We start from the raw sequence: 15753 nt of genomic DNA, 5'->3' as shown, positions 1-15753 counted from the left end.
ATATTCCTCCTACTTAAGGTGCAATACTAATCGTAGTAAATGCTTGCATTGTATTCCGTTCTCCACAATTTTCTCTGCGTAATGATTAATAAAATAGTCTTTTTCAACCCCTGTTAGTTCAAATCCTACTCGTTGATAAAGTATTAGCTGATGAATGCTTGAATTTCCTGTGTAGATTTCAAGGTTATGTGCTCCGGCTTGTTTCGCTAGTTGGATAGCGTGTTCAATTAGCTTTTTTCCAATTCCTTGTTGTTGATGATCCTCATGTACAGAAACGTTTACGATTTCGTAGGTGAATGGTCGTGTATGCAGCAAACAACATATACCGACTGTTTTTGTATCGATTGTTGCGACAATGTTTGTACTGCGATGAATATACTCCGAGATACTTTTCATAGACGGATCGGCTTGTAGCAACAATGGGAAAGGTAAATATTCGTGTTCACCTGTGTAAGTTGAAATGTTCATGGTTGTGGCTCCTTATTAAAGAAAGAATTTTTATTATTTTAACACATTTCAGATAGGTGATGAATAATTATGAATATTTTCCTTTATTCGGAAGAGAATAATAGTGTCAGGGAGTAATCGCTACTATCTAACATCTTTCTACATAAGGAAACACCTCTTTTGACAAAAAGAATGATATATCGATGACTTTAGATATAGAGTGCGAATAATGCGATGAAAAGCTTGAAATAGAGCAAGGAGTTATTAGGTACATAGTGGAATTAGGAAATTAATTTTTAAGAAATGAATATATCTGAATAGTGACACCTAGCTCTATTAAGTGATTATTACTTCATCATAAGAAATGAACGATGCATGTTTTCTACTTGACGATTATTTGTAGAGGGGATGGATTCATATGCAAAAAGTATTTATCTTTTTATTGTTCATTGTCGGGATAGGTTTATTATTTTCTCAACAAATTGAAGGTTATTTTTATCAACAAGAGCAAGCAAATCTCCTCCAAGAATGGGAACAATTAGACTTGGTAGAAACAGAAGAAGTGTCGAAGGAGGTTCTTCCTGTTGCAACAGTGCAAGATAAGCGAGTTGTTTTGGAAATTCCGAAGATTGACTTAAAAATGCCTGTGCTAGAAGGTTCTACAAAAGAAAATTTGCGAAAATCGATTACGACAATTAAAAAAGAACAACAAGTAGGAGAGGGGAATTATGCAATTGCGGGACATCGGAGTTTTACATATGGAAAGCATTTTAACCGTCTACCGGAATTAGAAGTAGGTGATGAAGTAAAAGTCATCTATCAACAAAAAGAATATGTCTATCGTATTAAAAGTAAAGAATTGGTTTTACCAACAGACGTACAAGTTATTGAAGATAAAGAAAGTAAAAAAGAAGTGACTCTTGTTACGTGCCATCCAATGAAAAATCCCACACACCGTTTAATTATTCAAGGTGAATTAATCGAGAACAAAGAAAAAACCTCCTAAATATCTTTAGGAAGTTCCTCTACTTCTAACTACTTCAAATATAATGGCAATGACTGTGCCAAATACTAGACCATTGCTCAATAATGATGAAAGAACAGGTGATAGCGAACCGAATGCTGTGCTCGGTACGAACATAATTCCGATTCCAGCGAATAGTGGAATACCAACAGTTTTATATAAGGTATTCCTGTCATGTACACGATCTAATTCTTGTATCGCAAGACCAAGCATCCCAGCAAATATTGGGAAGATAGCTGCAAAGCCTACCGATGATGGTAAGGTTGCAAAGAAGGCTGTAACTGGCGATAACAAACTACATCCGATAATAATAACAGAAGCGATAATGAACGGAATGCGTGATGGAATATTATTTGCGGCTACAAATCCTGCTGCACCAGAAATAGGAACAGGACCAACAGCAGAGAAGAGCCCACCTATTAATTGACCAACTCCAGTGAAAAAACCAGCTTTTTTAATGGAGATGTTATCTACTTTTTCATTTTTGGATTTTAAGACACTCTCCATAATACGTACGCTTGCTAACATATTGGTCATAAGCAGTAGTGTCACAAGAAAAACAGTTGGCACCATGCTCCATTCTATAATAGGTGGACCAAATGCGAATAAGGTTGGGATAGTGAATAAATCCGTTGTATGAGCAATTGGAGTAGTTAAATCAAATAACGCAAATAGCACCCATCCAAAGCAAATACAAATCATCATACTATATTGTTTCAAACGTGGAACAGTGTTCAAATAGAATGCTAATCCCATTACAGCTAGTGAGATGAGTGCAATAGTAGAATGAATTGTTCCATCTTGCGTGTATGTAAGACCGAGCATCCCATTGAAAAATGCTCCACTTAGTTGAACGACGAGTAGCAATAAGTAAATTCCCATAACAGTAGAGGTAAAGTATGCTGCTAGTTTTTCTACAATACCAAATATACTAAGAAGAATAGAGAGAACACCACTAAGTAACAAGGAGAACTGCAATACTTGTAACGTCTCAGTTGTAGATCCGAATAACGTTACTCCAAGGCTCGCGTACAAAGTAAAGACGCCCCACCATAAGCCCGCAGGTCCTTCGTGAATCGGTAATTTGTGCCCGAATAATACTTGCAATAAGCCTGCTACACTAAGAACAAACAGTGTTCGTTGAATAAATAACATCGCATCGGTACCTTCTAGACCGTAAGCGGATGCAATTGCAATTGGAGCGACTAGGTTCCCGGAAATAATGAATAATACCCATTGAAGGGATGCGCTAATATGTTTCATAATTCTCATTCCTTTCCTACCATACTATATAAATAAAACAAAAGAGAAGCAATAAATGTGCTTCTCTTTTGTTTATAGTTATCTCTAACCCATTGCGTGCAAGATGAAGTTGAGTAAGAATAATCCAGAGATTAAATAAAGAGTTAATGAAACTTCTTTACCTTTACCAACTACTAGCTTTAAGAATGGATACATAATGAAACCAACAGCAATTCCGTCTGCAATACTATATGTTAGTGGAATCATCACAATGATGAAGAATGCAGGGAAGCCTTCTGATAAATCTTGTAAGTCGATATGCTTAATATTTTGAAGCATTAAACCACCGATAATAATTAAGATTGGTGCAATTGCACTACCAGGGATGATTTTGATCACTGGTATGAAGAACATCGAGCATAGGAACAAGATACCTGTTGTAATAGCAGTGATACCTGTTTTACCTCCAGCTGTAATCCCAGCAGCAGTCTCAACAGTTGCTACAGTTGGACTAGAACCGAAAATACCGCACATCATTGCTGAAATCCCGTTTGCTTGGAATGAACGTTTGAACTTCTCTGGTGAACCAGCCATTTGCGTATGACCATGAACAAGCCCGATGTTTTCAAACACAAGGACCATTGTTAAGGAGAAAGTAGCTATCCAAAAGACATAAGAAGTAATACTTCCAAACGACATCGCTCCGAATAGAGATGAGTAGTCACCAATGGAGAACGAGAAGTCACCTATTTGAGATACATCTACTAATCCAAACATGAATGCAATTAATGTACCAATGATCATACTGATTAGGAAGTTTCCAGGTACATTTAGCATGAATAGTGCAATGGCAACTAGTAACGTAATAATTGTTGCTAATACATATGGATCACTTAAATTACCAAGTTTCACTAGTGTAGTCTGACTTCCGACGACTATACCGCCTTTTTCAAGTCCGATGAATGCTAAAAATAGACCGATCCCGACTGTAATCGCTTCCTTTAATGAGTGTGGAATCGCTTTCGTCAGAATTGTAGATAGACTTGTAAACGCAATTAGTACGAAAAGTACACCGGAAACAAATGTAACACCTAATGCTTCTTGCCAAGAAAGCCCCATTGATTGAACCATTGTATAGGCGAACATTGCGTTAATTCCCATACCAGGAACAAGAATAATAGGTGAGTTACTCCATAAGCCCATTAGCACACAGCCGAATACAGAAGTTAGGATTGTACCAATAATCGCTGCTTCAATTGGAATACCAGCTTCTGATAAAATTGAAGAGTTTACCGCTACGATATAAATAATCGTAAAGAAAGATACAATACCCGCCATCACTTCTTTTTTCATTGTTGTGTTATGTCCTGGAAGATCGAAGTGCTTTTTCATAAGTTGACGTAACATAATTTTCCTTCTTTTCTAAAAATCCCTCTCCCGCCCATGCTATCAGTAACTGATGCACAGTAGTATTTTAACAAAAAAAGAAAAGACTTAAAAGCATTTTCTTTTTTCATTTGTTAAATATTGAAAGAGGTCATCAATCATTCGCTTATGGCTTAGGACGATATTTTCAGGAATATCATCTTTTGAGAAGTATTGTATGTTTAATCCTTCTTTTTTATCCAAGTGAAGTGTGCCTTCTACATCTTTTGTATAATAAGCAATTGTGACAACGTAAAATTCATCACCGTTTTCAACTTTTACATGATAGTTCTTTCCAGAATAGACATTTAATAAGTGAAGGGAGTTAACGTGAAGACCTGTTTCTTCTTTTACTTCTCGTATAGCTGTTTCTTCCATTGATTCACCCAGTTCCATAATGCCGCCGGGAAGTCCCCACCGTTTTCGTGGTTCGTTTCGTTGTTGGAGTAAAATACGGTTATCTTCGTCTAAAATAATTACGACAGCTCCTGGTAAAATAAGAGGGCGATGTCCAACTAATTTGCGTAATTCTTCAAAATATGCCATTTACCTCAACCTTTCTATTTGTTTTTATATTATATGCACAATATGTACAAGGTGTATGTGTTTCATTATAACGGATGGATGAATACGTGTGAAATGCGAGTGTGTGATGAGCGTGCTACACTAATAGAAAGGGGGAGAGATACATGGAGTTATTTCATTATCACTATTGGACGCCATTTCTAGAAGAAACAGAAAAGTGGTACGAAGCACTTGGTTTCTCTGTTGTTCTACGAATGGGGAAAAAGGACGGAGTATTTCAAACGTTTAATCCACCAATGAAATGGGAAGAGTTCAGGGATACGAACGTAATGTTTCGAATTATTGAGATGAGGAGAGGGCGAGTGAATGTTACTTTTGGTTTTGGGAAACGTCCTATATTTGATCATCTTGGTATTCTTGTTTCTGAGGATGAGTATAAAAAGATTTGTGAGCGTGCTAAAAATATTGGCTGGACAGTAGATGGAAATAATAGAAGAACCTTTATTCATACGCCATATCAAATGAAGGTAGAACTGCAACTTCGTCATGATGTAGTTGGAGATGGGGACATACGGATAATGAAGATGAACATTATATTACCTACAGAAGAAGCGGTACATACTATGAAAAGCGTATTAGAAGGATTACAGGAAATAGAGTATATGCTAGGAGAGAAGACAGGCTTGAAGCAAGTGTATATAAAAGATACCGAATATTTAGACGTAAAAGACACCAATGGCGTTGTAGTAATATCAGAACCAGTGGTTTCTATTCAAGAAATAACATACGACATGAGACCAATGATAAAAGAATTTATGGTTCAAAATTGGGGTGATGATTTGATGGTCTCGCAAGGGCATAAGCATCATCTTAGTGAATTAGCAGGATTTGTAGCAATGACAGAGGATTCTATCATTGGAATTGTGACATATAATAAGGAAAATGACCGATGTGAAATTGTCTCATTGGATAGTATAAAGGAGAGAAAAGGCATTGGTACAATGTTACTTCAATGCGTAGAAGGTAAGATGCAGGAAATAGGTTGCTATGAAATGTGGTTAATTACAAGTAATGATAACACACATGCAATGCACTTCTATCAAAAGCGTGGCTATCATATGCATGCGCTTCATCGAGGAGCTATTCATGAAGCAAGAAAGATAAAGCCGACTATTCCTCTCGTTACTAAGGAAGGTATCCAAATTGAGAGTGAAATCGAATTTCGGAAACGATTGTAATTTCTATGCCGAAGTTTGCCGGTATTTCGGGTAGAAAACAGGAAGGACGAAAAGCAAAAAGAACGAACATTAAAAGTAAGAGGAAATAAGATAACTAAATGAAAAAGGGGATGGAAGATGAGGAAAGCTGTCGTTGCGATGCTTACTTACTTTATCGGTGTGACCCTTGAATGTGTAGTTTTTTTGACAATATCAGGGGACTGGTTTCATTATGTGGACTACTTACTTATTTATGGTATTTTCGTTCTGCCATCACTATTTTTATTTGCTATTCCAATTTCGTTATGGAGTGATTATTTCACTGCAGAGAAAAAATATCGCAAAATATATGCATGTTTTCTTCATATCGGATTTGGTGCATGTATTCCGGCGGTCATGTTGTTCTTTATTTATACGGGAGAAGGATGGAAAGACTTTAGTACGCTTTTACCTGAATATTTATTTTATGTGTTTAATGGATTATGGTTTTCTTTTGTCTTTTGGACATTGGATGAGGCAATCCGTAAGCTTGGGTGGACAGAGAGAGAGTCGATGGTGTACGAAGCTGATCTAACAAATAGCCCCCCAACGCTTTAATATGTAAGGGATTGGGGGTTGTTTTTATGAAATGCTTACATTTTTCTATATTTTCTTCGTTGGTAACTATTCGGTGTCATCCCTCAGTGTCATTAGGTCAGCACGTTGAATAGTAGTAATGAAGTAAGAGCGACCATAAATGCAATACCAGCAAACTTTGTATACTTGTTTGGATTGTCCTTTTTCATCAAAAGGCGAAAGAAATATATTGCTAATAAGATTATAAATGCCCAAGAAGATAGTCCGAAAAATATTCCTCATAAAGTTGTCATTTATTCTTTCGCTCCTTTACTGTATCAACAATGGTTCCTATCAACGCAAGTACCCATAGAGGTATTACGATAAACATACTGATTTCGTACCAGGTAATATTGTTCAAGTCTAATCTTACAAAGAATCGAACAGCTATATATGTTAGTAAAATGTGCATCAATATAATTCGTTTGGACATGAATTTTTAAGGGATGTAGTGGCGCTTAGTCTGACAGATCCGATACTAGTAGAATTGTTTATTTTGATCGAGTTGGTATGCCAAACATTCTCTCATCCCGTTTCGCACCTCCTTATATCTTTAGTATAAATTATCTTATAATAAGTTAAAAAAGATTAGCTTGTTGGAGAAGTGTAAATAATGTGAAAAGTATATTATCCTCTAACGACAATAGTTTTGCTCGTTTCTTAGTGTTATCAGGAATAGATACAATAAACAAATCCACACCTTTTATGATAGATAAAGGTGTGGATTTGTTTTTAGGGTATAACCCGATTTTTCAAAATGGTTAGAGCTGCTTTGTTACATAATTCTTGTTACATAGCTATATTGATTCAACGTAATTTGGGTAGATGGTTGCTAAGCATAGCTTGTACGAATTTAGGGGGGCTTTAGTTGTAAGTGTATGATTTTCTACATGTAGTGTTGGTATCAACTTAAAGAAGCTTACCAAGTAAAGTGAGTACTATTTGGTGATAATATGTTAGTTAGAAGAGAAGGCGTTTGAGTATTTCCTACAAGCGTATTATTACCTAAATTCACATCAACAACTTGATAAAAGGCCATTCCAGTATCCGCAATTTCCCATACACCGAGAACAATGTGGTATCCGGTGCGGTCTGTCGGTAGATTAATTGGATGTGCAACTTTCAATGGTGGTTGTTTATCTCCGCCGTCCACCCTTGAAATGAATTCTAAATCACTACGAGTAAGAGGTTTATTTGGATCCCATCCTTTTTTCGTAATGTAGTATTTCCATTCTTTTGTACGATGAGCGGCAGTAAATGTCCATGAAAATGTATTTGTTCCGCCTGTCATGTTCACTTTATGCCAACGAGTTGCGGTTTGAACATCGAGGTGAGGGAAGCTTCCAGCACCAGCAATTTGTCCATCCGATGGACCTAATAATGGGAAGTTCCCTGGGCCTTCAACACTTTGTGGTTCATATTGAATCGGACCACAACCAGTGTTTAGTCCTTGTTTACATAAAGATGAGCGTCCATTATCGATGTAACCATGTGCAGATGCACCACTTGTAAATAATAAAGAACCAACGATACCGCATACTGCAAGTGGAGCAACCTTCATTACTTTCTTCTTCCAATTCATCTTTCTTCCTCCTTGTAATAGTTTCGTATTCACCTAATCTCATTTTTATACATTTATAAATTGCAGACTGCAAATTCATCTTAAATTATTTAGAAAATTCAGTCAACACTTTTTTGGGAAAGATGTGTGCATTTTAGGTCGTCTAGTCAACGTAGGATATATGATTCATATTTTCATATTATATTAGCTCCTAATATCGTTGTGTGGATTGTCAAAATACAGGTATTAACATGAGATGAGTTTTGGTAAATAAAATAGGGTGAAAGCATGCTGTTTGTTTATCTGAACCCCTTCCTCAAGAAACGTGAAGGGCATAGTCCAATGAGCAGGTGGGGATAGTTCAAGAATGACACTTTTAAAATCGTTAGCAAATACTTTTGTGTCTGTGGTTATATTTGTTTAAAGTTATTCAAATAGAAGGGAAAGTGAAACGAATAAAAAAACAACTCCAAAATTGACTGTTGTCATATGTTTTGGAGTTGTTTGGCTTTTACGTAGCCGAAGAAATAGTATCTCATCTTTTTTATGATGAGGACCTTATAATAAATCTTAGTAGTAAATCAACTTTGGGCATTTGATAATTTTCATCCCCTTGAATATTTAATGTCATTAATCCAGAGAGCAGGGATAAATAGCATGAGATGAGTTCACAAGGAGGATCTGCTGCAAGTTCGCCTTCTTTCTGTCCTTCAATGAAAAGAGGTTCTAATATATCAATATAAGTTTTCATTGTATTCTCTTCAATAAGCTTTTTGGCTGTTATTGGCACTTCATCCGATGTGCGGGCATGATGCATCAACATGAAATAAAGTTGAGAACCTTCATTGAGTATTTCAGTTGTTAACATTTTTATTTTATCTAATGGTGATCCGGGTAGTTGGTAGATGCTCTTGATTCCGACAATAGATTCGTCCATTGCTTGCTGAACGAGTGTAGTGAATAGTTTATCTTTGGAATCAAAGTAGCGGTAGAGAAGTCCTGTGCTTACTCCAGCTTCACTAGCAATCATACTCATTTTTGTACCGATAATTCCTCGTCGTGCAAAGACTTTAAGGGCGGCCTCCATAATTTGTTCTCTTCGTTCATCACGAATTTGTTGCAACTGTTCTTTGTTTAAAGGTGTAATGATGTTTCACTCCTATATTATTTTTAGTATTGCTGTGTATTCAAATATTCATAGGCTGTTGAGGGGAAAGTGGGCATAATTTGAGACAATTGTTCATCAAGTGTCTGACCAGCTGCTTTTGATAGTTCAGAGAGAAGTTCTTTACTTTCGGAAGAACTTTCTTCAGAAGCTAGAATAGCTGCTACCATCTGTGAATTAATTATTTCATCCGGTGGTAAGAGTAAAGAATTAACTGCCCAATACAAACCATATTGTTCAAAATTACGTTTTGAAGTGGCATGTTTTAGATATAATGCAAAGTATTTTTGGGCAAATTCAATACCTTTCAACGGCTTGCCTATATAAGATACTCCTTGCCACGGTAAATCTGCAGCACAATTTAACCACCAGGCAGGTTCAACAATTTCATTCATTTTTTGGAGTATAGTACGTTCAAAACAAGGTAAGGGATGATTTCGTTGTTCGCTTAGGCAGGATTCTAACATTTCTACTTCTATTGCGGCAATTGTAATTCCTTGACCGAAAATCGGATCGAAGGTGCAAAAAGCATCTCCTAAAACTAACAATCCTGCAGGCCATTTTCTCATTTCTTCAAAGTGCTGGCGAGATAATTCAGTAACTCTATAACCTCTAGGGGAAGTTAGAGGTTCAAGATCTTGCAATACTTCGGCGATCAATGGGCTATCAAGCTTCGTGAGTTCTTGTTCGTACTCAGCAACATCCGTGGTTGGATAATGACCACCTGGGCAATAAAGTACGGCTTCAGCTATGTTATTTTCAATTGTGGAAAATCCACCAGTTAAACTTTTATTGGAAGGGTCACCTGCAATACGGATGATATCCCACTTTACTGATGAGTGAGAGGGAATCTTATAATGGCGAGTACTGTAACCGAGTGAGACTTTGAGGATATCTGGAGTTGGTACATCAAATCCGAGTTGCTGTAGCCATTCACTTAGCTTAGAGGAACGTCCACTAGTATCAATAACGAGGTCGGCATCTATTGTTTGTAACAGATTTCGTTGTTCGCGATCTCTTATATGGACACCTGTTATAACTGTTTGATCTGATGTCGTTAGCAAGCCAATTACATTAACTTTTGTAAGGAATTCAACGTTTGAAATCTTTTTTACACGTTGACGACATACCCATTCAAGCAGAGGTCTGCTGAATGTTACATCATTTTCTGGATTGGGCATTTCAAGAGATCCATATTGATTCGTCTGATGAATAATTTTGTTCTGCATAGAGGGAGCGCCTAAAGTTAGTAATTCATCATTAAATCCAGGAAAGAGTCGTTCTACTATCATTTTGCCACGCGGTGTAAATCGATGTGGATGAAAAGCTTGAGGAGTACCTGCACGAATTTCTGGTTTCGTAGGTAAATCATCTTTTTCTATAATAATTACTTCTGCATAATATTCAGAAAGCACTCTTGCAGAGAGTAAACCAGCTATTCCTCCCCCGATCACAATTACTTTTTCCCAGCTGCTTTTTTTAAATCTTCCTCCTGTTTTGAACATCATTATGGCCTCCAATCTATTATTTACAAGCTTCTTAATAAGGAAAAGGCGACTTCAAGAAATGTATTTAAATTGAATGAACGATTCATTCAATTTAAATATTAGATAGAATTATCTGAAAAGTCAATAGGTACTATCGTTTTGTTGTTTATACAAAATTCAACAAGGATTTATGTGGACGTACATAAAAGGTGTCTAACATCATGGGCTATTATGATATGGGTATATAAAGCATAGAAGGATTCTATCTACTATAAGCTTTTTTCTTGCGTTCCCTCCTTTTTTAATTTACTATTACAAAAATTACAAAAAGGGAGGTAGGACAATGAGGATAGAATTTCTAGGCACAGGGGGAGCGATTCCGATTCCTAGGCCAGGTAGTCAACAGCGTGTAAGTATGGAAGCGAGAAAGAAAGGTGTTCCGTATAGTCGAACGGGTCCAAGTGTTTTCGTACATGGTCCCAACTTGTTAATCGATACGCCAGAAGAAAGTCATATACAGCTGAATCGAGCAAATATTTCATTTGTTGAAAATGGTGTTTATTCACACTGGCATCCAGATCATGTGATGGGGAGGCGTGTATGGGAAATGCTTAATGGAGATTTCCGAGAGCACCCAACAAAAGAACGTGTGAGTGACGTCTATTTTCCGAAGCAAGTGGCAGAAGACATGAAGAAAATGCTTGGTTCATGGGATCACTTTACCTTTTTACAGTCGTTTGGAACGATTCGGATGCATGTGTTAGAAGACGAGGAATCCTTTACGTTGCATGATGTTGTTGTGACACCAATTCAATTACATGAAAAGTATGTATACGGTTTCTTATTAGAAGAAGAGAGTAAGCGTGTATTTATCGCTCCGGATGAATTATACGGATGGGAACCGCCAGCGAACCTTAATGGAGTAGATATAGTGATTTTGCCGATGGGAATTCATGAAGAGGATAAAAATACAGGAGAGCAACGATTTAGTCGTGAATTCCTTGAGCATGTTCGAGAGGCGTCATTCCAAGATACATTGAACATTATCAAGAAGTTACAGGCGAAAAAAGTGATTTTGACACACATCGAAGAGATTGATAACTTGGGCTACGATGATTTGAAGGAGTTAGAAGGGGAATTGCAAGATGCAGGGCTGCCAGTCACATTCGCATATGACACGATGATTATAGACGTATAAATAGGGGGAAAGAAAATGAAGTTCTATATCGCATCGAGTTTGCAAAATAAAGAGCAAGTACAACTACTAAGTACTAGATTAATAGAGATAGGTCATACACATACATACGATTGGACAAGGAATAACCGTGCTTCTACAATTGAGGAGCTATCCAGAATTGGAGAGTTAGAAAGGAAGGCAGTTCGAGAGGCGGATTATTTGATTATTCTCTTACCAGCAGGAAAAGGAAGTCACATCGAAATGGGGATAGCGGTAGGTTTGGACAAGCCGGTATATATTCTTTCACCAAATGAAGATGTGTATGATGTGTCATTAACAAGTACATTTTATCATCTTCCGCAAGTGCAAATTATTATCGGCAGGTTGGAAGAATTATTAGTAACTTTAAAGAGGTGAGTACGATGGAGAATCGTTACGTGTATTTGCTAGGGGGAAATCCTACACTTTCAGATGCAGTAGAAAGTTTTGTTCATTTGAGCGGAGGAAAAGAAGCACGGTTAGTGTTATTAACAGTGAAAAAAGGTGCATGGGAAAAGCATGTACCGCGTTATACGAATCAATGGGAGCAATTAGGTGTTTCTTCTATCCATATTATTGCTGTTAATAATCGAACGGAGTTGTCGGGTGAAGAGCTAGAGTGCATAAAGAATGCGACAGGCATTTATATTGGTGGAGGACATACAGAAACGTATCATAATGTGTATGCCTATGATCCTGTTAAAACATTGCTAGCTGAGAAATATGAAAGTGGTACACCAATCGCTGGTTGTTCAGCAGGTGCACTTATCTTACCTAAGACGGTAGTTATTTCGCCAAATGATACAGATGATCAACAGATGAAAGTAACAGAAGGAATAGGTTTCATTTCATCAAGTCTTGTAGCAGTTCATTATTCCCAGTGGCAAGAGCATGAACACATTATCCGTGGAATGAGTGAAGTTGGATGTAGAGAGGCACTTTGCTTAGATGAAGAAGCAGCACTTTTGCTATGTAATGAAAAACCATACCGTACATTCGGACCTGAAAATGTGTATTGTTTGGAACATATGCATCAAGAAGGTATTGTTGAAAGGATTTTGAAACTATCTAGTATATAAGGAGGATTATTATGTTTGTCTTTCGTCCAATGCATGTAGAAAGGGACAAGGAAACAATTGTACTGTTTAGGCGGGATTCTTTCCTTGTTAGTTTCGGTCATATAGATGGTTTTAGTAGTGAAGATAAGTATGTTGACTGGGTCACGGAGCGATCAGCACTGTTTCCAGATGGTTTTATCCTTGTCGAAGAACATGGTGAAGCGGTTGGTCAAATCGAACTACAGATTGTCGAGTATGAAGATAAGCGTATTGGCTATGTTCACTTACTCTATTTAGTAGAAAGTTACCGAGATGAAGGTAGAGGGAAAGAGTTATTTGATTATGCAGAACGGTTCTTTCAGCTTCAACATGTAGAACAATATCATCTCCGGGTATCTGTTACAAATGAGAGGGCAATCGCTTTCTATAAGAAGATGGATTTAAAGATAATGAAGACAGAATTAGAAGGGAAAGTATATCGAATGAATAAAAGATTGGAATTTTTGTAATTTTTCATTTCTTTTTATCTGAATTATTAGTATACTATAGTCGTCAACATTTCAAAAAAGTCCATATGTCATATCCTTCGGGGTCGGGTGCAATTCCCAACCGGCGGTGATGAAGCGTAATGACTTCTAAGCCCGTGACCCGTTTATCAAAGAAAAGTAGTCCGATAGGCGGTGGATTTGGTGAGAAACCAAAGCCGACAGTATAGTCTGGATGGGAGAAGGATAATATAGTGACGGGACAAGTGTGTATTTTTTTTCGTATAAGGTGAAAAAATCTCAATACTGATACAAGGGAGTAGTCGGCTTTTTTATCAAGTATTAGAGGTCTATTTCGTTATAGATGGAAAGCGCCTATTCTTCAAGAAAAATGAAAGTTAATAGGCTTATTTATCTATGACCTATACAAACACAGTTGTTTCAACCTATATTTAAGCCTTCCATCAAACCTCTTTAGGATAATCCTAGAGAGGTTTTTTATGTTCAAGAAAGAAGGTGGAAGCGTGGGAGATGTGAAGTATATGGAATTAGCACTACAGATAGCAAGTGCAACAAAGGGGCAAACGAGCCCTAATCCAGTAGTAGGTGCAGTAGTAGTAAAGAATGGACAAATTGTTGGAATCGGGACGCACTTACAAGCCGGGGAAGAACATGCAGAAGTGCATGCACTTCGGATGGCTGGAAAGAAAGCGAAAGGCTCTACACTGTATGTGACACTAGAGCCGTGCAACCATGTTGGAAAGACAGGGCGTTGTACAGACCTTATTGTTGAAAATAAGGTTACAAGAGTAGTAGTAGCAATGACTGATCCAAATCCGCTAGTAGCAGGAAGTGGGATTACGCGATTGCGAAATGCCGGTGTACGAGTGGATGTAGGATTATTAGAGAAACAGGCAAGAGACTTAAATGAGGTCTTTTGTCATTTCATCACAACAAATGAGCCATTTGTCACATTGAAGCAAGCAGTTACACTCGATGGAAAAATTGCAACAGCAAGTCGCGATAGCAAATGGATTACATGTGAAGAAGCACGGCATGATGTACATGATTTACGTCATACACATGATGCTATTTTAGTAGGAGTGAATACGGTAATACAGGACAATCCATATTTAACTGCAAGAATAATACCAGAGCAGAAGCAGCCAATTCGGATTGTTCTTGATACAACACTACGAACACCTGTAGAATCTCATATTGTTCAGGACAAGAAAGCGCCGACATGGATATTTGTTGGGTATCACGCTTCAAGAGAGCGAATCGAAGAAATAGAGAGTTATGGTGTAAGAGTATTCCAACTACAAACAAAAACAATTTATATAGAAGACGTTGTATGTGTATTAGGAGAACAGCGTGTTGCATCGTTATTAGTAGAGGGCGGACAACAAATTAATATGGGCTTCTTACAAGCAAAGAAAGTAAATAAAGTCATTACGTATATCGCTCCAAAAATTATTGGTGGAATAGACTCACTTAGCTCGTTCGGTGGATCTGGAGTAGAAAGAATGATGGATGCATATTCATTTCAATTTACATCAATTGAACAAATCGGTACAGATATAAAAGTAGTCACGATACCGAAGTTTGCTAAAGGAGATCATAGTTCATGTTTACAGGGATAATTGAGGAAATCGGTACTGTTACACATGTTGAAAGTGGAAAAGAGTGGATTAAACTTACAATTTCAGCTGCGAGAGTGATGGAAGATATTCACCTTGGTGATAGTATGGCAATTAACGGTATATGTTTAACGGTAACGTCATTTACGGAATCTTCGTTCACTGTTGATATAATGCCGGAGACAGTCCGAGCGACGTCTTTATACGGTATAGCGAAAAATATGCTTGTGAATATCGAACGAGCGATGCATGCAAACGGTCGATTTGGTGGTCATTTCGTATCTGGTCATGTCGACGGTGTGGGCGAGATTATTCGCAAGGAAAAACAGGCGAATGCCATTTATTATGTTATTCGAATGCTTCCATCACTAACGGAACAATGTATTCATAAAGGTTCTATCACTATTGACGGTACGAGTTTGACAATCTTTCACATACAAGAGGGAGAAATAACGATTTCCCTTATTCCGCATACAGTTTCCCATACAATATTAGGAGCAAAAGGTGTCGGTAAGAAGGTGAATATTGAAATAGATATGATAGGTAAGTATATACGTTCTGCACTATGTAGAGAAGAAAAGAAGTCAACAATTACATCATCATTTTTAGAAGAACATGGTTTTTGTTAATAAAGGAGAGGAGAAGA

The 15753-nt window shown here is 37.3% G+C and carries 16 protein-coding genes and 1 riboswitch; of the genes, 9 read left to right on the top strand and 7 right to left on the bottom strand.

Going from position 1 to position 15753, the window contains the following annotated elements:
- Nucleotides 1-9 precede the first annotated feature (9 nt).
- Entirely contained in the window at nt 10-468 is a 459-nt protein-coding gene (locus IEV41_RS05705; protein ID WP_188387450.1) for a GNAT family N-acetyltransferase, read from the bottom strand.
- Nucleotides 469-865: 397 nt separating this feature from the next.
- On the opposite strand from IEV41_RS05705, the gene IEV41_RS05700 reads away from it, so the two are divergent.
- A complete protein-coding gene (locus IEV41_RS05700) occupies nt 866-1453 on the top strand; it encodes a class D sortase (RefSeq protein ID WP_188387449.1) in 588 nt (195 codons plus the stop codon).
- A 6-nt stretch (nt 1454-1459) separates the two neighbouring features.
- On the opposite strand, the gene IEV41_RS05695 is transcribed toward IEV41_RS05700, so the two are convergent.
- The 3 genes from IEV41_RS05695 to IEV41_RS05685 all read right to left on the bottom strand — a co-directional run bounded on the left by IEV41_RS05695 (nt 1460) and on the right by IEV41_RS05685 (nt 4684).
- Nucleotides 1460-2734 (bottom strand): purine/pyrimidine permease, encoded by a 1275-nt coding sequence (locus IEV41_RS05695; protein ID WP_188387448.1) that lies wholly within the window; start codon nt 2732-2734, stop codon nt 1460-1462.
- 84 nt (nt 2735-2818) lie between these two features.
- On the bottom strand, nt 2819-4120 hold the full coding sequence (locus IEV41_RS05690) for an NCS2 family permease (RefSeq protein WP_188387447.1): 1302 nt from the start codon (nt 4118-4120) through the stop codon (nt 2819-2821).
- Nucleotides 4121-4207: 87 nt separating this feature from the next.
- On the bottom strand, nt 4208-4684 hold the full coding sequence (locus tag IEV41_RS05685) for an NUDIX hydrolase (RefSeq protein WP_188387446.1): 477 nt from the start codon (nt 4682-4684) through the stop codon (nt 4208-4210).
- A 740-nt stretch (nt 4685-5424) separates the two neighbouring features.
- On the opposite strand from IEV41_RS05685, the gene IEV41_RS05680 reads away from it, so the two are divergent.
- Together IEV41_RS05680 and IEV41_RS05675 are read left to right on the top strand one after the other, a co-directional pair.
- On the top strand, nt 5425-5901 hold the full coding sequence (locus IEV41_RS05680) for a GNAT family N-acetyltransferase (RefSeq protein WP_188388694.1): 477 nt from the start codon (nt 5425-5427) through the stop codon (nt 5899-5901).
- Nucleotides 5902-6018: 117 nt separating this feature from the next.
- Nucleotides 6019-6477 carry a hypothetical protein gene (locus IEV41_RS05675; protein WP_188387445.1) on the top strand — a complete coding sequence of 153 codons (459 nt, stop codon included), beginning with the start codon at nt 6019-6021 and terminating at the stop codon, nt 6475-6477.
- A 937-nt stretch (nt 6478-7414) separates the two neighbouring features.
- Here IEV41_RS05675 and IEV41_RS05670 read toward each other — a convergent pair.
- The 3 genes from IEV41_RS05670 to IEV41_RS05660 form a co-directional block, all read right to left on the bottom strand.
- The gene (locus IEV41_RS05670) at nt 7415-8077 is read right to left on the bottom strand and encodes a lytic polysaccharide monooxygenase (RefSeq protein WP_188387444.1); all 663 of its coding nucleotides are present in this window, start codon (nt 8075-8077) and stop codon (nt 7415-7417) included.
- A gap of 523 nt (nt 8078-8600) precedes the next feature.
- The gene (locus IEV41_RS05665; RefSeq protein ID WP_188388693.1) at nt 8601-9203 is read right to left on the bottom strand and encodes a TetR/AcrR family transcriptional regulator; all 603 of its coding nucleotides are present in this window, start codon (nt 9201-9203) and stop codon (nt 8601-8603) included.
- A 23-nt stretch (nt 9204-9226) separates the two neighbouring features.
- Nucleotides 9227-10729 (bottom strand): FAD-dependent oxidoreductase, encoded by a 1503-nt coding sequence (locus IEV41_RS05660; RefSeq protein ID WP_188387443.1) that lies wholly within the window; start codon nt 10727-10729, stop codon nt 9227-9229.
- 322 nt (nt 10730-11051) lie between these two features.
- Here IEV41_RS05660 and IEV41_RS05655 point away from each other — a divergent pair, with 322 nt between their 5' ends.
- The 6 genes from IEV41_RS05655 to ribE all read left to right on the top strand — a co-directional run bounded on the left by IEV41_RS05655 (nt 11052) and on the right by ribE (nt 15736).
- Nucleotides 11052-11906, top strand: a complete 855-nt coding sequence (locus IEV41_RS05655) for an MBL fold metallo-hydrolase (protein ID WP_188387442.1) — start codon at nt 11052-11054, stop codon at nt 11904-11906.
- A gap of 15 nt (nt 11907-11921) precedes the next feature.
- Nucleotides 11922-12302: a nucleoside 2-deoxyribosyltransferase gene (locus tag IEV41_RS05650; RefSeq protein ID WP_188387441.1), complete on the top strand. Its 381-nt coding sequence runs from the start codon at nt 11922-11924 to the stop codon at nt 12300-12302.
- 5 nt (nt 12303-12307) lie between these two features.
- Nucleotides 12308-13003 carry a Type 1 glutamine amidotransferase-like domain-containing protein gene (locus IEV41_RS05645; protein WP_188387440.1) on the top strand — a complete coding sequence of 232 codons (696 nt, stop codon included), beginning with the start codon at nt 12308-12310 and terminating at the stop codon, nt 13001-13003.
- Between the two features lie 11 nt (nt 13004-13014).
- On the top strand, nt 13015-13491 hold the full coding sequence (locus IEV41_RS05640) for a GNAT family N-acetyltransferase (RefSeq protein ID WP_188387439.1): 477 nt from the start codon (nt 13015-13017) through the stop codon (nt 13489-13491).
- A 69-nt stretch (nt 13492-13560) separates the two neighbouring features.
- Nucleotides 13561-13718: riboswitch (FMN riboswitch) on the top strand.
- A gap of 273 nt (nt 13719-13991) precedes the next feature.
- A complete protein-coding gene (gene ribD, locus IEV41_RS05635) occupies nt 13992-15110 on the top strand; it encodes a bifunctional diaminohydroxyphosphoribosylaminopyrimidine deaminase/5-amino-6-(5-phosphoribosylamino)uracil reductase RibD (RefSeq protein ID WP_188388692.1) in 1119 nt (372 codons plus the stop codon).
- Entirely contained in the window at nt 15095-15736 is a 642-nt protein-coding gene (ribE, locus tag IEV41_RS05630) for a riboflavin synthase (RefSeq protein WP_188387438.1), read from the top strand. The genes ribD and ribE overlap by 16 nt, the downstream gene beginning before the upstream one ends.
- Nucleotides 15737-15753 lie beyond the last annotated feature (17 nt).

The organism is Priestia taiwanensis, from assembly GCF_014638355.1.
In the GTDB taxonomy this organism is placed as follows: Bacteria; Bacillota; Bacilli; order Bacillales; family Bacillaceae_G; genus Priestia_D; species Priestia_D taiwanensis.
Note: the sequence above shows the minus strand (reverse complement) of the source record. Positions and strands in the feature narration are given on the sequence as shown.